The sequence below is a fragment of the Micrococcus cohnii genome (genome assembly GCF_014205175.1).
Taxonomy (GTDB): domain Bacteria; phylum Actinomycetota; class Actinomycetes; order Actinomycetales; family Micrococcaceae; genus Micrococcus; species Micrococcus cohnii.
On sequence record NZ_JACHNA010000001.1, the window covers coordinates 1,892,957 to 1,910,511 of the forward strand.

At 65.1% G+C, this 17,555-nt stretch carries 11 protein-coding genes and 1 pseudogene; 2 read left to right on the top strand and 10 right to left on the bottom strand.

The features are described 5' to 3' along the window. Positions 1 to 29: 29 nt before the first annotated feature. From HDA30_RS08615 to HDA30_RS08635, 5 genes are read right to left on the bottom strand one after another with little or no spacing between them, the layout of a single operon-like run. Positions 30 to 1,040, bottom strand: a complete 1,011-nt coding sequence (locus HDA30_RS08615; RefSeq protein ID WP_102708700.1) for a TniQ family protein — start codon at positions 1,038 to 1,040, stop codon at positions 30 to 32. Next, positions 1,037 to 2,485, bottom strand: a complete 1,449-nt coding sequence (locus HDA30_RS08620) for a TniQ family protein (RefSeq protein ID WP_102708699.1) — start codon at positions 2,483 to 2,485, stop codon at positions 1,037 to 1,039. Before HDA30_RS08620 ends, HDA30_RS08615 begins: the two co-directional genes overlap by 4 nt. Continuing rightward, positions 2,482 to 3,645, bottom strand: coding sequence for a TniB family NTP-binding protein (locus HDA30_RS08625; protein WP_180971877.1), 1,164 nt, complete (start codon positions 3,643 to 3,645; stop codon positions 2,482 to 2,484). Before HDA30_RS08625 ends, HDA30_RS08620 begins: the two co-directional genes overlap by 4 nt. Next, positions 3,632 to 5,836, bottom strand: a complete 2,205-nt coding sequence (locus tag HDA30_RS08630) for a DDE-type integrase/transposase/recombinase (RefSeq protein ID WP_184241849.1) — start codon at positions 5,834 to 5,836, stop codon at positions 3,632 to 3,634. Before HDA30_RS08630 ends, HDA30_RS08625 begins: the two co-directional genes overlap by 14 nt. Before the next feature lie 8 nt (positions 5,837 to 5,844). Further along, positions 5,845 to 6,576, bottom strand: coding sequence for a TnsA-like heteromeric transposase endonuclease subunit (locus tag HDA30_RS08635; RefSeq protein ID WP_144860448.1), 732 nt, complete (start codon positions 6,574 to 6,576; stop codon positions 5,845 to 5,847). An 898-nt stretch (positions 6,577 to 7,474) separates the two neighbouring features. Between HDA30_RS08635 and HDA30_RS08640 the strand changes: the two genes are divergently transcribed. Then, a complete protein-coding gene (locus HDA30_RS08640; RefSeq protein ID WP_102708834.1) occupies positions 7,475 to 10,294 on the top strand; it encodes a DNA methyltransferase in 2,820 nt (939 codons plus the stop codon). 116 nt (positions 10,295 to 10,410) lie between these two features. Here HDA30_RS08640 and HDA30_RS08645 read toward each other — a convergent pair whose 3' ends face one another. Next, positions 10,411 to 11,409 carry an IS481 family transposase gene (locus HDA30_RS08645; RefSeq protein WP_102708835.1) on the bottom strand — a complete coding sequence of 333 codons (999 nt, stop codon included), beginning with the start codon at positions 11,407 to 11,409 and terminating at the stop codon, positions 10,411 to 10,413. 72 nt (positions 11,410 to 11,481) lie between these two features. Then, positions 11,482 to 12,339 carry an NAD(P)H-binding protein gene (locus HDA30_RS08650; protein WP_257997801.1) on the bottom strand — a complete coding sequence of 286 codons (858 nt, stop codon included), beginning with the start codon at positions 12,337 to 12,339 and terminating at the stop codon, positions 11,482 to 11,484. Between the two features lie 99 nt (positions 12,340 to 12,438). Here HDA30_RS08650 and HDA30_RS08655 point away from each other — a divergent pair, with 99 nt between their 5' ends. Then, positions 12,439 to 13,152, top strand: a complete 714-nt coding sequence (locus tag HDA30_RS08655) for a helix-turn-helix transcriptional regulator (protein ID WP_102708821.1) — start codon at positions 12,439 to 12,441, stop codon at positions 13,150 to 13,152. On the opposite strand, the gene HDA30_RS08660 is transcribed toward HDA30_RS08655, so the two are convergent. From HDA30_RS08660 to HDA30_RS08670, 3 genes and pseudogenes are all read right to left on the bottom strand, one after another. Beyond that, positions 13,145 to 13,993 carry a hypothetical protein gene (locus HDA30_RS08660; protein ID WP_184241851.1) on the bottom strand — a complete coding sequence of 283 codons (849 nt, stop codon included), beginning with the start codon at positions 13,991 to 13,993 and terminating at the stop codon, positions 13,145 to 13,147. The two genes, HDA30_RS08655 and HDA30_RS08660, sit on opposite strands and share 8 nt — an antisense overlap. A gap of 79 nt (positions 13,994 to 14,072) precedes the next feature. Further along, a complete protein-coding gene (locus tag HDA30_RS08665; RefSeq protein ID WP_102708825.1) occupies positions 14,073 to 15,479 on the bottom strand; it encodes an RNA-binding domain-containing protein in 1,407 nt (468 codons plus the stop codon). Between the two features lie 9 nt (positions 15,480 to 15,488). Then, positions 15,489 to 17,456: pseudogene (locus HDA30_RS08670) on the bottom strand (type I restriction endonuclease subunit R); the annotation flags it as partial. Between the last annotated feature and the right edge of the window lie 99 nt (positions 17,457 to 17,555).

Below are 17,555 nucleotides of genomic sequence, written 5' to 3' on the forward strand. Positions count from 1 at the left end.
TAGACATCTCTCTCCTTGGTTTCTGCGCCTCAGCCGATGAGGTAGCTGATGGCGTCGGGGGTGGTCGTGTGGTCTTCGGCCCAGGCGCGCGTGCCTTCATTGCTGGGCGGGACGAGGTCTAACCAGGCGTCCAGGGATCCTCTGCCCGCACCCACTGAGCCGGTGAGGATCTGGTGGGCGATGAGGAAGACCGCTGCGCGTGACTGGGGGCAGTCTGGGGCGCTCACACCCCACCGCGGACCGCGCTCTTTGGTGCGCGCCTGCGCCTCGGCCCGCACCTGCTGGGCCCATGCGGGGAGTCCGGTAGCGGTGCTGATGGCCACCGTGTGGAACAGGAGCACAGCGATGGACCGGGCCCTACGCAGGTACTCGGTGCCGGTGACGGGTTCGCCATGACAGAACACGGTGCTCCCGCGGAGAGCCGCGAGCACTACTTGTTGCTGAACCAGGACCGGTTGACCGGCCAGCGTCAGGGCCGTTGTTCCCAGATCGTCTTCGCATTGGGGCACCCGTCCAGTTGCGCGTGGGTTGCCGCAAAGAGGGGTGAACCCGCCGGCCCGTAACCCTTGCAGTCGGGTCGAGCGCAGCTTGACCCTGCACCCCGGGCAACGGGTGATCAGCAGGCAGCCGTGTTTCAGGCAGGCCGTCACCCATGGCAGGCGCCAGTAGCTCGCCCAGGGCTGACCTTCTCCCACGCAGGCAGGGCATGCCTGGGTGCGGATCAGGGAGAACCATCCCTTCGCGCTGGCCGCTCGTGCGGCGTAGCGGTGGTGGTTGTGGATCTTGGGCACCACCTCGTATCGGGAGAGGGTCAATTCATGGAGAGCCGATTCAGGGGTGTCCGTCAGGCGCGCCAGGGTGGCCACGAGCTCGGGTGAGGGGGCGGCGTTAAGGAACCGAAGGGTGGATCCCGAGAGACGTTTGAGGTGGCGGGTGAAGGGGGTGATGGCCAAGGCATTGGCCGCGGCCACACGCTCAATGTAGGAGTCCATGGCTTCGTTTGGCCCGGGGGTGACACGGACCGGCAGCGGAGTGATCATCCGGCGTGTTCCCTGAGGTCTTGCTGGCGCGCCCGGCGGTTGTGGGTGGTCGTGGTGGTGAGGATGTCGGCCAGGCCGGGTCCGTCGATCTGGGCTGCAGCGGATTCGTGGAGGTGCATGCGGGTCTCCGGGTCCAGGAGGTGGTCGAAGTCATCGATCTCGTCGAGGCGAACGCTGGGGACTGGTCCGTGCTGGGGGTGCCCGCGAGCCACGTGCATCCAGATCCAGGCACGGGTCATCGTTTCGGCAGAGAACTCCTCTCCTGCTGGGATCCAGTGGGCGGGCGTGGGCAGTCTCGGCAGGTGCGGTTGAGACCGGAAGACGGTGCGGCGGAGTCGGAAGTCGATGAGCCCGTCGGTGATGAGATCCTCGGCGGTCTGCAGGAGAAGCCGCTGCTGGTCTTCGTCGAGGCCGCCTCGGGTGATCACGGCGTGCAGCAGGCGATGCTCGAGGGGTTCACCGGAGAGTCCGTGGGCTGCGCGGGTCCTGGCCGAGGAGACAGGTGTGCCGGTGGCCTCGTCCAGGAGCATGTGTAGGGCCAGGGTCGTTCCCGTCTGGGCAACCATGGAGGGGCGGCGGCCGGGGGCATGCAGGCCTGGCTGGGTGATGGTGGGTACGTGGCGCGGGGATAGGCCGGTGGACTGGGACCAGTCGGCCAGCTTGGTGACGGTCGCTCGCAGGCGGGCACGAGACATGGCAGTCACAGTGGCCCCCGAGACGGCCCGCTCGGATTGGAGTGGCCGGTCGCGCCGAGGGCCGGTCCGGCCCCTGGCAGGCCCCCGGGTGACCATCGCACGAGTGAGCGTCATCAGGTGCCCTACCGTCACAGGATCACCGCAGGGGTAAGCACCCCACCAGGTCAGCGTCGATGGCTGGGCGCCGGCAGAGGCGGGCTGCTGATCGTGGGCCATGGCTTGGGCCATGCCCTTGCAAGTCTTGCGGAGCCCCGACAGGCGCTGACGGGCCGAGAGGCTCCCGGACAATGCATCGTCCAGGATCCGGTCGTAGGACTGCACGATCTTCAAGGTGGCCTCCGGGACGGGGCGTGGGATCTGCGGGTTCTCCGGGTCGACGAGGTAGGTGTGGCAGCGCAGGCAGACTGGTTGCAGGGCCAGGCGCCATCGAAGGCTCTGGTAGCCGGTCTTCACGGTGCACTGCGGGCAGATCCACCACTGGTGGGGGTGCAGCTTCCATCCGTGGCGCCGTTGGACCCGGTAGCCGCGGATCGAGGGGACCCACCGGTCCATCGTCATGGCTTTGATCTGCTCTGGGGCCAGCCCGGTGGCCGTGTGGACGGGGACCACTACTGATGCCGGGGCCGAGGCGTTGTCAAACACTCCTGTCACATCAAGCCTGATGGGTGCCATTCCCGACTGACGGTAGCGCTGCAGATATCCGGTGAGGGACTCCCCCGGCAGCGGGGGCATGTGGACAGGACGGCTCATTCCTTCGTCTCCGGAACCGCCGCGGTGGGGCCGTCGGAGGAGGAGCCGGCGGCGTCCTGCGACGGAGTCTGTGCCGGTGGCGTGGAGCCGGCCTTCTTCTTGCGTCTGTTCTCCGTGCGGCGGGAGCGCTGGGTCGCTGCCTCCCGCAAGGACGCTTCGGCGGCGGTTGCTCGTGCCGACAGCGGAACGGCGCGCAGTCGTTCCCGGGTAATCACGTCCTCGCCGGCGTCGAAAGTTTCCAGGATCACGGTGGTGATCAACCGGTGGATGTCACCGAGGTAGCCCTGGGTGCGTTGCCAGATCTCGCCGGCCAGCTCGTTGGTCAGGGTGCCGGTGGTCGCCGTGTCGAGGTGGCACATGAACTTCTCTTCCACCCCACGCAGCATTGCCTGGAACCGGGCTCGTTCACTGACCGGGAAGATGGCATGCGGCTGCAGCTGCAGCGGTGCCAGGCGGGTGGCGATCTGCGCATCGGCGTACACGTCACTGTCCTCGAGATTCGCCCCGACCAGGATCATCGTACCCCCGAGCTCTCCGAGCTCGGTATTCAGGAACTTCAAGTAGTCCAGCACGTCGCGGGCATCGGCCTGACTGGTCTTGAGCATGTGCGCGTCGTCCAGGATGAGCAGTTGCACCCCATGGGTCCGGATGGCTTCGACCACCCGAGTGGTGGTGGCTCGGGTCTGTCCGATCGTGGGGTACCCGAGGAAAGACAGCAGGGCGGTGTTGACCTCCTGGATTCGCGACGCTGCGCGCAGGGTGATGTAGACCTGGGGGATCCAGTCCACGGTGGCGCCGGTGCCCACGGTGCGGGTGGGCAGGATCCCCGGATCAGTGGTGGGCACTGTCTCGCGGTAGAGCTGGTGGGCCAGACGTTTGATCAGAGTTGACTTGCCCACCCCGTTCGCCGCCGAGAGCCCGATGATCGTCTTGGCACCACGTGGGGCGTATTCGTTGCGCAGCACTTCGGCCTGCATCCGTGTGCTGGTCTGTCGGACACGGGGGCAGTCAATCGGCTGGGCGGCCATCCACCGGTTCAGAGCAGTCCAGTGCTCGTTCTGCTCCTGCTGGTTCAAACGCTCGAACTTGCGGACGGTGATCGGTTTGAGCCCACTCGGCTGCGATGTCACCGCCTGGTGGTGCCAGTCATGCGAATTCATCGTGCTCTTCCGGATAGTCGGGCCACGGCTCGGACAGATCAGCCAGACCGAACCCCGCTGGCGGGGTGTCCTCGGTCCGTCCACCAGGCAGGGAGAGCAGATGGTCCCGGCCGGCGCGAGAAGTCCGCGGTTTGGGGACGTGGGCCTGTTGTAGTGCTCGAGCGTGGGCAACCTCGTCGTGGTCGCGTTGGCCTTGATCCCAGCGCATGCGGGCGGCCGAGAGCTTGTGCGCCCAAGTCTCATCCCGGGGGGCAGTGGCCAGCTGTCCGATCTCGTCGATCAGCTCGAGCATCGAAACCTTCGCCGAGTGTCGGCGCCCGGCCCGGCGGCGGATCTGGGCCAGGGCCTGATCACGGACGATCTCGACCATAGGGGCGTGCAAGAGGTGGCGGCCCCGCCAGGGGATCTCGTGGATCCGGTCCGTCTCGGGATGACGGAACCACAACCGGGTGGTGTCGCGAGGGTCGTAGTGGAACGGGGCGGCAGCATCCTTATCCCGGAACGCACCGGCCCGGCAGTCACGGAACTCGTCCAGGACCTCGGCGTCGTAGGCCATGTTCTTGTACTCGACACCGGCATGACGGATCGTCAGCCACCGGATCGGCAGGAACTGATAGATCAGGTCCGGGTGCTGTGGGTAGTGCAGGCGCCCGGTGGACGCCAGCATCGCATCGAACATCTCCAACGGGGTCAGGGCCTGCTCCTCGGTCCCGGGCCAGATCAGCCCGGTGTGCGGGCGACGGTGATAGTCCACCGCCACGAAAGCCCGCAGATAGGCCTCCAGTTGCCGAGCAGTCAGCAACGGTTCATCGGCCTGAACGCCCACGATCGAGCCTCGCTCGGAGACGTTGCGGCCCTTGTAGCCGGGCAGCTGTTGGTAGGCCCGTTGGAGGGTCTCATGGAAGCGCTCGATGTGAGGGTTGTCGGTAGGCCGACCGCCCCGGGTCAGTGACAGGGTGATGCCGAACTGCTGAAGCAGGGTCCGGAACTGGTCGCTGATGTAGGTGCTGCCGTGATCGGTGTGCATCTCCACTGGGGTCACCGCGGGGATGTAGTGCACTCCCAAGGGCCCCTCGTCCTCTTTGACGTGCCGCGGGCACTGCGGGGCGCTCATCTCTAACCCGGTGGGGACTCCGCACCAGCGCCAGTCGTCGATGGCCCCGTCTGCGGCGACCATGGAAAACGGGCGCATCGCGTCGTAGAGCACCAGACCCAGCTCGAAGGACGTCACCGAACGGGGGAACACGCGCAGGGCCACGACCACGCGGGTGGGCACGCTGATGATCGTGCAGATCTCCACGCTGATGGGCTTTCCGGTGTACTCGTCCGTAACCAGGTTGTCCGCCCGGGTGACGTCGGAGGCGCAGTACCCCGGATGGTGCAGGGCGGCACTGGAGGTGGTGGCGATCTTGCGCAGGCTGCGGGAACGATGTGCTCGGGTGCCCTTGCCCAGACGCCGGTAGTAGTGACGCAGGAAATCTGACTCAAGCCGGTCAGGCACCTGCACGTCACTCTGGCCCCGCTGCCGGAGAAGGGCATAGATGCGGCGTTGGATCTCCTGCTGGTTGACTGCGGAGATCTCACCGTCGAACTGGCCGAAGACTTCATCGGCCGCCTGGCGGTACCGAACATCGATGACGCCGAAGTCTTGAACCTTGCGCAGCGCCCTGCCGTCGATCAGTCCGCGCAGGCCGTGTTCGGCGAAGCTCTCACCCCAGGACTGAAGCGTGCGCAGCCCGATCTCAGGGCGCTGAACCTCTCCGTCGTAGACGCGGCGCATCAGCACCCGGTCGGCGCGCTTCTCCAGGCTCACCAGCCGGGCCATCGCCTGATACTTGGCGCGCGGACTCACTCCCCACCCGGGTCCGAAGGGATAGAAGGGCTCGCCTTCCAGGGCCAGGGATGCGACCCCACGGCGGTATCCGGTGTTGACCTCGTTCACGCACTCGAGCTTGAACAGCGCATCCTGGCGGACGTTCTCATCGAGCTGATCCCACAGCGGATGTAGAGAGGCCATCACCCCGGTGATCTTTCCGCCCTCGAACCGGCGAGGGATCACCTCAGCATGGGAGATCAGCGTCTCCTGCCCGCCGGCGGCACGGACCAGCAGCCCTGCCGACTGGGGGGCGATCACCTCGACGGGTCCATGCTCGGTGAGGATGCTGTCCCCGGCCTGGATCCGGGTACTCATGGGGGCGCTCATCCGGCCCACCGCACCCTCGTTGAGCTGGCCAGCGACGCGTCCAGGTCTGCGGCCACCTGACCGGACCACACGTGGTGCCATAGCCCGGAGATCAGTTCTCCTGTCCCGTCGTCGGCGGCGAAGACCTCCGAGACCGAGCGGCCATGTCCCGCGAGCAACCGTTCCAGTCGCTGCCCAGCCACGGGATACCAGGGCATTGCAGCGCGGAAGCCGGCCAGCCAACGCAGGTTGGCTTCGTAGGCCGGGCCGTGGCCGGAATGGATGCGGTACTCCCACCCCAGTAGTCCGGCGCACGCTTCGGTGATGGCTGCTGCGACGAGGAAGCCCTCATCCTGGCGACGGGAGGGGCGAGCGTCCCAGAGGCACACCGTTCCTTCCCGGTCTATCGAGAGCAGGTCCGGGACATGTCGACGTCGTTTGCCATCTGGGGCAGCGAAGTGCAGACACGCAGGCTGGGCCAGCAACCACGTGACAGTCGGATCCCGGTCCAAGTGCAGGAGCAGACCGTGCTCAAGCCCTGACTCCATACGGAGAGGCGCCCCCATCGTGGAGCTGAAGGCGTCGACCGGGACGTGCCGGCTCTTCGGGGAAGACTTGACCCGACGTACCGGAGACAGAGTGGACGGATCGGGGAGATATTCGGGGGCATTGCAGAGGATCGTCTCGCCGGCGCGGGAGAACTCCCACTGATGCCAGGGCGCGTCTGGTCCCCCGCCGGGGTCGCCCATAGACTGGACCACAGCGGTACTTTCGATTGATCGTCGAGGTTGTTACCGCGTCGAGGGCGTGCTGGTGCCAGCCAGCGCGCCCTCGCTATGTAACGGGGCGCCTGCACTCGTCGCTACAGCTGAGACTAGGGCACTCCCCGGCCCACCGCAACGCAATTCCGACGTGCGCACCTCTCCGCCTCCGGGCAACCACATCGAGCACCCACCCCCGTCGCATCGAGCTACGAGATTGGTGGCCAGAGATCCGTCGTCTTGAGGTTGTGAAGGTGTCTAACCATACATGTACACGTATACACGCCCCCGGGGAGGGCGATGACACCCACCATGCCACCGGAAGCACGACTCAGCACGTCGTAAGTCCGAGCCGCTTGCCCGCAGTCAACCGCACGCCTAACCTCACATTTGTGACGTATCGACCCCTCTTCGGAGCCACCTCGTGAAGGCTCCCCTGTCAAAGCAGCTGCTATCGCCTTCGGATGCGACACCGAGCGAGCTTCTCCGGGCCCTGCGTCGCTCTCGGGAGCCGAATCCGGAGTACCGGTGTCTCAACCCAGAGTGCGCCAACATGTGCGCGTGGCCAGCCGAGGGCCGACGGGGGAGACCCCCCATGTACTGCAGTCGGAAGTGTCGTGAAACCAGTGAACGAACGCGTGAACGCCTCGACCAGGAGGCTCAGACCCTCCTGAAGGCTCTGAAGCGAAAGGACCTGGACTGGGAGCAGGAAAGGGCCTTCCAACAGGCACTGAGTCACCGGCGGTGGGCCCTGGAGCGATACCCCGCGCCACGCCCCTGACGTTCGGTGCAGTGCCGGAGAAGCGTCCTCCCCCAGGGGGTAGCACGGCCGGCGGTGACCGGAACTGTGAAGCAGTCGTAACCATGCTCCCGGTAGTTTGTCCCTGTGGAACAACCCCTTGACCGCGGCACGATAAGCGCATCCCTCGACACTTTCGGCCACGCCTGGACCGAGCGCATCGCCGGCTGGCGCCGCGACAACCAGGGCCACACAGAGAAGCGCTACGCCCAGCAGTACTGGTCCGACCTACTGCGTTGCTTCGGCATCATCCCTGAGCGGATCGACCTGTTTGAGCGCGGAGCCGCCCGGGCCTCCACCGGCGGCGCCGGCTACATCGACTTCTTCTGGTCCGGCGTGGCCATTGGAGAAGCCAAGTCTCTGGACCACGACCTCACGCGTGCGCACGAGCAGGCCCTCGACTATCTGGCCGGCGGCTCCGTCGGTCAGCACGAGTGGCCCAAGTACGTCCTCGTCACCGACTTCGCCCGCCTGCGCATCGAACGCCTCGGGGACGCCCCCTGGTCCACCGAGTTCAGCGTCGGTCAGATCGCGGACCACGTCGACGAGCTGATGTTCCTCGCCGGCCGCGAGGCCGTCACCAAGGCCGAAGAGGAGGTCGCCTCCATCCAGGCCGCCGACCTCATGGCCGGCATGTTCCAAGCCCTCGTCGGAGACGACGTCGACATCCCCGTCGGAGATGAAGCACCCCAGGACGCCGACGAAGAAGACTTCCGCGCCCAGGAGGCCTCCATACTCCTGACCCGGCTGCTGTTCCTGCTCTACGGCGACGACGCTGGCCTCTGGGAGGCCGACCTGTTCCACCGGTGGGTCGAGTACGACACCACCGCGGATAACCTCGGCCCTCAGCTCGATGCCCTGTTCCGCAACGTCCTCAACGTCGACCCCCGACGCCGCCGTGGCGTCCCTGAGTCGATGGAACGCTTCCCCTACGTCAACGGTGGCATCTTCGACGGCCGCGCCTCTGCCGGCTTCCTCACCCCCGGGTTCCGCGACGCCCTCCTCGAGGCCTGCCGCTTCCGCTGGACCGCGATCTCCCCGGCCGTGTTCGGTGCGATGTTCCAGCTCGTGAAGTCCAAGCAGGCCCGGCGCGGCGACGGTGAGCACTACACCTCCGAGGAGAACATCCTCAAGACCATCGGTCCGCTCTTCCTGGACGACTACCGCGCCCGCGCAGACAGGCTCATCCAGAACAAGACCACCAAACGCTCTGACCTTCTCGCTCTCATCGAGGAGATGGCCGCCAACATCTACCTCGACCCCGCCTGCGGCGCTGGCAACTTCCTCAACGTCGCCTACGGCGCCCTACGCGACATCGAAACCGACCTACTCCTGGACATGCACCGCCGCGCCGGGTCCACGATGAACCTCTCCCTCGACGCCACCCTCGAGCAGCGCCTCACCATCGACCGGTTCTACGGGTTCGAGATCAACTGGTGGCCGGCCAAGATTGCCGAAACCGCTATGTTCCTGGTCGACCACCAGGCCAACCGCCGTCTCGCGGCAGCCCTCGGCCAGGCTCCCGACCGCCTGCCCATCACCATCACAGCCACGATCATCCACCACGACGCTCTCAGCCTCGATTGGGCCGAGGCCCTGCCGACGACACCCGGCCAGACGTATGTGTTCGGCAACCCGCCCTTCCTCGGGGACACCAGCCGCAACAAGGGCCAACTCGCACAGATGCAGGCCGCCTGGGGCGGGGACAAGCAACTCTCCCGCCTGGACTATGTCACCGCCTGGCACGCACTTACCCTGCGATTGCTGGCAGACCGGGCCGGGGAGTGGGCCTTCGTGACCACCAACTCCATCGTTCAGGGCGACCAGGCCTCACGCCTGTTCGAGCCGATTTTCACCGCCGGCTGGCGTATCAAGTTCGCACACCGCGCCTTCCGCTGGGACTCCGACGCCCCCGGCAAGGCCGCAGTGCACTGCGTCATCATCGGCTTCACCCGTGATGCAGAAGTCCACCCACGGCTCTTCAACTACGAGCGGCCCTCGAGCCCGCCCATCGAACAGTCCAACGTGCGCCGAATCAACGCCTACCTCGTCGATGGGGTGAACGTGCTGGTCACCAAGCACAGTCGCCCGCTCTCCCCCGAGCTGAACATGCCCAGGTACGGCTCCAAACCCACCGATGGGGGGAATCTCCTCGTCAGCGTCGAGGACATTGACGCAGTGCGCGCCGACCCCATCGCAGCGAAGTACCTGCGCCCCTACGTCGGCGCCCGCGAGCTCCTCCACAACGAGGACCGGTGGTGCCTCTGGCTCGTGGACGCCACCGGCCAAGAGATCCAAACCTCCCCCGTCTTGCGCGAACGCGTGGATGCCGTTCGCCGTCTCCGCGCGCAGTCCTCGGCTGCGTCCACCCGCGAGTACCGACACCACCATCTCTTTCGCCAGGTCGACGCTATGGAAGGCGACTTCGTCTGCATCCCCATCCACGTTTCCGAAGACCGCCCGTACTTCCCCGTGAAGCTACTTCCCGGGGGTGTGATCGCCAGCAATGCCACGTTCCAGTGCGCTGACCCAGACGGGTTCCAGTTCGCCGTGCTCTCCTCGTCCATGTTTCTCACTTGGCAGAAGACCATCGGCGGGCGAATCAAGTCCGACCTGCGCTTCGGCTCGACGCTCACCTGGACGACTCTTCCCCTGCCGGCCTTGGAAGAGAAGAGCCGCGCGCGGATCGTCGCGGCCGGCCAGAAGGTCCTCGCGGCACGCGCGTTGCACCCCGAACGATCCCTAGCTCAGCACTACACCGCCCTAGGCATGGACCCCGCCCTGCTGAAGGCTCATGACGCCCTCGATACTGAGGTGGACAAGGCCTTCGGGTCGGCCCGCCGGTGCCGGACGGAGCTGGAGCGGCAGGAGCTGCTCTTCTCTCGTTACTCGGAGATGACGAGCTGACCCGGAGAGTCGCGCGTACGAGCTTCATCTTCCCCTGCACATCCGCCCCACACCCATACGGCGCAGTCCCGGGATGTGGGGAGGTACTCGTCGGCCGGATCATTACCCGACCAACGTCACTGGTCAGTCCACATGTACTGATCGGGGACGTTGGTCAATCGTGAGAATGGCGGCTGGTTCCCGCAGGCGGTGTGGGGCCGGTGCTGGTTGTAGTAGTGCAGCCAGCCATCGAGCTCGCCGCGTCGTTCGGTCTCTGAGGTGTAGCAGCGAGCGTAGGCCCACCCATCGGCCAGGGTCTGACGGATTCTCTCGATCTTCCCGTTGGTCTGCGGACGATACGGTCGCGTGCGCTTGTGCTTGATGCCGAGCTCGTGACAGGTATCCCGCCACAGGTGCGAGCGGTAGGCGCCGCCGTTGTCCGACAGCACCCGCTCGACGGTCACACCTCGCCGGTTGAACCACTCGACGGCCCGCACCAGCACGGCCGAGGCTGTCACGGCGGTTTCGTCGTCGTGGATCTCGGCGTAGGCGACGCGGGAGTGGTCGTCGATGACGGTGTGGACGTAGGCCTTGCCCATCAACGAGTCGGAGTACTTGCTCCTGAGCTTGCCTGGTGTAGCTGCCCGGTTCTTCTCGCCCTGTCGGCGTCCGACGTAGCGCCAGCCTCCGCCGTCGGGGATGTTGCCGAGCTTCTTCACGTCGACGTGGAGCATCGCGCCGGGATGGTCGTGCTCGTAACGGCGCACCGGTTCCCCCGTGGCGCGGTCCACATGCGACAGCCGGTTCAGGTGGGCGTCGGTCAGGATCCGGTGGACCGTCGACGGCGCGATCCCCAGCCGACATGCCAACTGCACGGGTCCTTCTCGGAGTCGTAGCCGCAGCTGGATACAGCGGCGAGTGACCTTCGGGCTGGTCTTGTTCGGTGAGTGGTGCGGTCGCGAAGAACGGTCCTGCATGGACTCACCCGCTCGGTAGCGGTCCGCCCAGCGCTTCACGGTGGGCCAAGAGACCTGGAAGCGGGCGGCAACCTCGCTGATCGGCCATCCGTCGTCGACGACGAGTTGGGCGACCTTCAAGCGGTGGCGAGGTGTGAGGGCGGCGTTGGCGTGGGGCATGGCTGCTCCATGCGGCAGCGGGCGGCCCAAGAGGGGCCGCCCGCTGCCGCTGTTGGTCGTTGAAGTGTCAGGTCACAAGGCGGGGATCAGTTTCTCTTGCATCCAGCCAGCAAGGCTCGTTGGAGTCGTGCTGGTTGCTGTGCGCAGTTGTTCCGGGTGGAAGTCGTCGCGCAGTCCAGTGCTCATGCCCAACACGGCGTCGGCCATTCCCGGGGGCATGCCGGCCGTGAGGTATTGCTGGCGCATCAGGTCATCGCTGATCTGCTCTGCCTGGACATGCCGCCCGGTCAGGTCGGTGAGAAGCGCGGCCACGTCGTTCCACGACAGATCCTGCGGGCCATGGACCGCCTGTACCCGATGTCCATGCCACGACGGGTTCAGCAGTGTCAGCGCGGCAACCTCGGCGATGTCGCGCGGCGAGACCCAGCTGAACCGATGGTCCAGAGGCAGGACCGTCCGCAACCGTCCCTGGCGCACATCCTCCATGCTCAGCAGCAGGTTGGTGAAGAAGTAGCCGCAACGCAGGTGCGTCACGTCCGCGGCCAGGCGGTCGAGGGCGACCTCGGTGGCGGCGAGGCCGTCGATCTCACCGACCCCATGCCGCTTCTCCGCACCGACGCTGCTCTGGAACACGACCCGAGCAATGGTATTCGCCTCGACCGCGGCGACGATGGCCTGCGTCGCCCTGACGTAGTCAGCCAGCGGATCAGCCGATGCGGTGCTCGGGTCGACCCAGTAGATGGCATCTACCCCGCGGGTGGCCTTCACGACCTGCTCGGGGTCAGTGGAGTCAGCTTCCACGACGTCGACGTGTGTGAGGAGATCGATGGGGATCTTGGATGGGGTGCGGGCCAGAAGCAGTGGCCGCACACCGGCACGGATCATCATGCCGGTCAGGTGGGTGCCGACATTTCCTGTCGGGGTGGTCACAGCGATACGCATTGGAGTCTCTTCTCAGGGCCGCTCATGCTCCGACGCTACCGAGAGACGAGGCCTGTTCCTGGCCGCATCTCGACGGATAATCGATGCATGGACAGTCCCTCGGCACGCTCGCTACGCCTGTTGGCGCTGCTGCAAACGGGACATCGGTGGACCGTGGCTGACCTGAGCCGCCGACTCGAGGTGGCACCCCGGACGGTTCGCCGTGATGTCGCCCGGCTGCGGATGCTGGGCTACGACATTCAGTCCCACCCGGGCCCCGGCGGGGCATACGTTCTTGCCCCGAGCATCAAGATCCCACCGCTTCTCCTGGACGCCGACGAGGTCTGCGCGCTTGTCACGGGGCTCCTCATCCTTGAAGCAGGCCTCGCAGACGACAGCGCAACTACCGTGAGAGCCAAGCTTGAGCGACTTCTGCCTCCCAGCCTGCGTCAACGAGCCGTCGCCGCTGCCGCGGCCACCCAGGTCCTCACCGCCACGCACGCGGTCGATTGGCCCGCCCTAGGGATGATCGCGGACACCATCGCGGTTGGACAGCATCTGGGCTTCGCATACACCGACCAACACGGTCACGCGAGCAACCGGATCGTTCAGCCGTACCGCAAGGTCCTGCGCCACGGCATCTGGTACCTCGTCGCCTACGACACGCAACGTGAGGACTGGCGTCTGTTCCGCATCGACCGCGTCCACGAACCTGAGCCCCGAACGCCAGCACCGGGATACGAGGCCCACCCCTTCCCTGACGAGTCCATCCACCGCTGGCTCATCACCGACTTCGGACGCGCCGCACAACACGTCAACTAACGTCCTCGGTTAGTACAGTTAGGTACTGCATCAGATTGCGGTACTCGACGTGACCTGACTGCACCTTGGTCTGCTGGCCGAGGAGTCGAGCGAAGTTGTCGAACTCACACGGACGGATCGACACCGACCAGTCGCGCACGATGATGATTGGCATCGTCTGACCGAGGACGTCGATCGAGTCGTTCGCAAGCTCGAGTTGCGCAGCGTAGTAGTCGCTCACATCAATGTCGGTGAAGCCGATGATCCGATCGAACTTGCTCGTCCGGTTGTGGGCGAGGCTGAAGGTGACCTCGTAGTAGATTCGGCCGCCAATGAAGAACGGCCGAGAGCTGTTGATGTAGTAGCGCTCGGTCTTGCCGGTCAGCAGGTCGTGTCGTGAAGCCTCGATCCGCCCAGAGATCTTCTCGTAGTACGCGCGGAGTGCCGGATCCTCGTGAAGCGGGAACTGCTCGAGATTCCGGAGGATGTCCAGGCCAAGGTGCTGCTTCGCAAGGTCGCGCGTGCGTAGCAGGTACTCGTAGTACTTGAGCATCAGGCGCTCAGAGGGATCCCGGTCGAGGGTGTAGTGCGAGACGCTGATCTCGAGCAGATTGTGGAAGCGCGTCAGCAGGCGATAACAGGCATCGCCGTTCACTGCGTCCCGCGCGGCATCGAACTGCGTCTGGTAGTTGTACGTCACCGACCGATCTGGGACGTGCGCATAGACGACCAAGCCCTCGACCAGGTGGCGCAGGTATTGCAGCAGGTTCTGTGACAGGAACCCGCGGTCGGTCGTGATCACTGAGATGTTCTGGTCGATCGCGTTGCTCGAGTCCAGAACCTGCTGCTCTACCGTGGCCATACTGAACAACCTTCCGATAGGAAGTGCGTTGCTGACGTGCTGAGCGATCGCTGTCGCTTCCAGCGAGTGGAGCGTGACCTCACTCGACAGCCTCCTCCAGAGCCAAGATCTGACGTGCGACAGCCGTCAAGTCGCGATTCCCCGCCACGGCCACGTCGATCTCTCCTGTGTAAACATCGTTGTGGTCGCGAGCGGTGAGCTCCCAGGTGCCGCGAATCGACGTAAGCGAACGATCGGCGACAACCAGCACGATCTCCTCATCTTCGGACTCATATGCTCTGCGCGGCCGTAGCTCGCCCACATCCAGGTTGAGGTCGACCGAGCCGCCGTTCTTGTAGCTAATCGAGGGCGGGGCGTATTGCGTCGCACTCGGTGTGTAGAGCTGGCCCAAGTTCGCGTAGTTTGGGATGTCAAGTGAGCGCTGCGTCGGCCCCCACTTGCGCGGCGGATAAGGCAGCTCGAGGTCCGAGAAGTCGTCCGCCCACTCGGGTTCGCTGTAGTCGAACGCAAAGATGTCCCCTTCGAGATGAATGTTCACCTCGACATCGTGGAAGAACGTCGTCGTTCGGTTCGTGATCCGGACGATGGCTGGGCGAAGCTGGCTTGCTGCGATCTTGGGGAGCGCCGCTTTCCATGCCGCACGGAACCTCGACTCCCAACGGTCGATCGACTCGAGGTACTCCTCCTCGGAACGTTGCTCAGGTTCCATCAGGGCATTCACTACTGGTGACAAGCCATCGAGCGCGGCCTTGTACGCAGATAGTCCAGCGAGACCCGCTCTCAGAGAAGCCGCATCCGTCGATCGCGGTTCAGGTCTCGGCATCGCATCGATGAGACGCGCACGCATTTTGCTCAGGTACTCGTCGACGGCGCTTTCCTCGTCAACAGTTACGGACGCAATCTCACCGAGTACCTCAACTGCGAAGTCAACTTCGACTTGTGCTCCTGCTGAGCCACGCTGAATCAGAAGATCGAGCTCCTCAGAGTTCGCCTCCCGCGTCTCGCCATCAGCGCGTATGTAGATGCGGCCGTCTGTGAGCGAGTCACCACTCGCGCGGCAAGGGAAGGGTGCCTGTCCAAGCTTTGGCGGATCCACGATGATCACAAGCACTTGGTTTGTCGATCCCTCTACCGGCACCCACACGATGTCCCAGCGAGGGCCGGCTGCGCCGACGTACCTCTGGATCACCTTCGAGATCTCCATCATCTCGACGGCCGGGATGCCGGTGATAGCACCCTGTGCCACACCGATGATCATGACGCCGTACCCCTCGAAAGCCGCGGCTGCCACGTCCGGCATACGATTTGCCGCGCCGAGGATGAACTTGGCAATCTTCTCCTTGTCCTTCTTCGTCGAAAGATCAAGCGTGCTCTTGAGCTCGAGGTAGTGACGCTCGGCCATATCACCTTGCTCTGCGACAGCAGCGACAAGCCCCTGTGCCGCCAGAACGCCTCGCGGCGCGCGAGTGATGTCCAGCTCAGGCATCAGTCGACCTCCCCCCTTAGCGAACAGCTCCGCCTGCTCGAGTACCAGTTCGATGGCTTTCGCCTCAGCATCAGGCGGGTAGTCGTAGCGTGCCAGCAGGCGACGCACCTTGGAGCGCATGGTGGCGCGGACGGAGTCCTTGAGACTCTAGTCGATGGTGGCGGACTCCCGCACGGCCTTGACAAGCTTCTGGGCGATCTCCTTGAGTACCTCGTCGCCAAGCTCGAGTACGGCGGCATCGTTCTGCACGATGGCGTCGTAGAACGCGACCTCATCCTCGCGAAGCCCCAGCGCGTCGTGGCGCTGCTGGTCGTCACGCATCTGCTTGGCGAGGTTCACCAGTTCCGCGACGATCTCCGCCGTCGTCAGCGACCGGTTCGTGTACCTGTTGATCGCCTCATCGGGCAGTTCGGAGAACTTCCGTGCCTGCACAAGGTTGGTGCGCTGCACGGTACGGATCTGGTCGTTGAGCAGGCGCCGCAGCAGCCCCATCTGAAGGTTCGGCTTGTCCTTCTCCGCGAGAGAGTCGAGGAACTCGTCGCTCAGGATCGACAGCTCGGGTGTATCAACACCAGCCAGCTTGTAGATGTCGACGACCTGGTCGGCGGCGACCGCCTCGTTGAGCAGCTGCCCGAGCGCAGTGTCAATCTCGACCGCACCGGATCCGCCACGCCCCGAGTCGGGGTTCTGGATCTTGAGGATGGCCGCCCGCACGTCGGTAAACAGGCGCACATCGTTACGGATCGCCGCAGCCTCGTCACGCGCCCCAGCCAGCGCGAATGCCTTCGCCAGCGCCAGCACCTGGTCGTTGAAGCGCTTCGTCCGGTCAGGGTCGGCCATGACGAAGTCGAGCACCTTGGCGTACTCCGCCAAGCGCTGGGAGGCGGTGAGTGACGGCGAAGAGTCGTAGTCGACGCCGTGCAGTAGTCCCCGGATGATGTCGTGCTTCTCCAGCATGACGGCGACCATCTCGTCGATGGGCAAGCCGGCCTGGTCACGGCCGGAGGGCGAGTACTCCTGGAGCGCCGCCTGGAGGTTCGCGAACACGCCGATGTAGTCGACGATGAGCCCGCCGGGCTTGTCTCGGAAGGTGCGGTTCACGCGGGCGATGGCCTGCATGAGCCCTGCGCCCTGCATGGTCTTGTCGACGTACATCATGTGCATGCTCGGCGCATCGAAGCCGGTCAGCCACATGTCTCGGACGATGACGAGTTCGAGCTCGTCGTCGGGGTTCTTCGCCCGGAGTTTGAGGTCATTGCGGACGTCCTTGGAGTGGATGTGTGGTTGGAACTCGGCCGGGCCGGCAGCCGAGCCGGTCATGACGACCTTGACCTTGCCCTTCGCCGGATCGTCTGAGTGCCAGTCGGGGCGGAGCGCGATGATCTTCGCGTAGAGGCGCACCGCGATGCGGCGGCTCATCGTGACGATCATGCCCTTACCGAACAGCGCCTCACGCCGCTTCTCCCAGTGCTCGACAATGTCCCGGGCAATGAGGGCTAGGCGCGAGTCAGCGCCGACGATGGCTTCCAGGCGCGACCAGCGGGACTTCGCTGCCGTGGCCGCGTCCTCCTCGACGGTCTCAGTGATCTCGTCCGCCAGCTCGTCGAGCGCGGCAAGGTCGTCGTCGGACAGATCGATCTTCGCCAGACGCGATTCGTAGAAGATCTTGACGGTCGCACCGTCCTCGACCGCGCGAGTGAGGTCGTAGACGTCGACGCAGTCACCGAACACTGAGCGCGTGGACTTGTCGTTCGATTCGATCGGTGTACCGGTGAAGCCGAGATAGGTGGCACCGGGCAGGGCGTCGCGCATGTGCTTCGCCAAGCCCAAGCGCAAGCGTCCGTGACGATCCAGCGTCTCTCCGAAGCCATACTGGCTTCGATGCGCTTCGTCGGCCACGACGACGACGTTGCGCCGGTCGGTCAGCACCGGGTTGGCATCGCCATCCTCACCGGGAGCGAACTTCTGCAGTGTCCAGGTCTTCTCCATGAGTCGGCTCAGGTTCAGAGCGACGTCCGTGGCCCAGGGCGTTTTCATAGGGGGTCATCCTGCACCCTTCGGTGGCATGGGCGTGCA

What these genes read in the sequence shown, in the direction of transcription:
- HDA30_RS08665 (WP_102708825.1), bottom strand. Translation starts at nt 15,479, where the DNA reads ATGCCTGAGCTGGACATCACTCGCGCGCCGCGAGGCGTTCTGGCGGCA.
- HDA30_RS08630 (WP_184241849.1), bottom strand. Translation starts at nt 5,836, where the DNA reads ATGAGTACCCGGATCCAGGCCGGGGACAGCATCCTCACCGAGCATGGA.
- HDA30_RS08645 (WP_102708835.1), bottom strand. Translation starts at nt 11,409, where the DNA reads ATGCCCCACGCCAACGCCGCCCTCACACCTCGCCACCGCTTGAAGGTC.
- HDA30_RS08660 (WP_184241851.1), bottom strand. Translation starts at nt 13,993, where the DNA reads ATGGCCACGGTAGAGCAGCAGGTTCTGGACTCGAGCAACGCGATCGAC.
- HDA30_RS08620 (WP_102708699.1), bottom strand. Translation starts at nt 2,485, where the DNA reads ATGAGCCGTCCTGTCCACATGCCCCCGCTGCCGGGGGAGTCCCTCACC.
- HDA30_RS08635 (WP_144860448.1), bottom strand. Translation starts at nt 6,576, where the DNA reads ATGGGCGACCCCGGCGGGGGACCAGACGCGCCCTGGCATCAGTGGGAG.
- HDA30_RS08625 (WP_180971877.1), bottom strand. Translation starts at nt 3,645, where the DNA reads ATGAATTCGCATGACTGGCACCACCAGGCGGTGACATCGCAGCCGAGT.
- HDA30_RS08655 (WP_102708821.1), top strand. Translation starts at nt 12,439, where the DNA reads ATGGACAGTCCCTCGGCACGCTCGCTACGCCTGTTGGCGCTGCTGCAA.
- HDA30_RS08615 (WP_102708700.1), bottom strand. Translation starts at nt 1,040, where the DNA reads ATGATCACTCCGCTGCCGGTCCGTGTCACCCCCGGGCCAAACGAAGCC.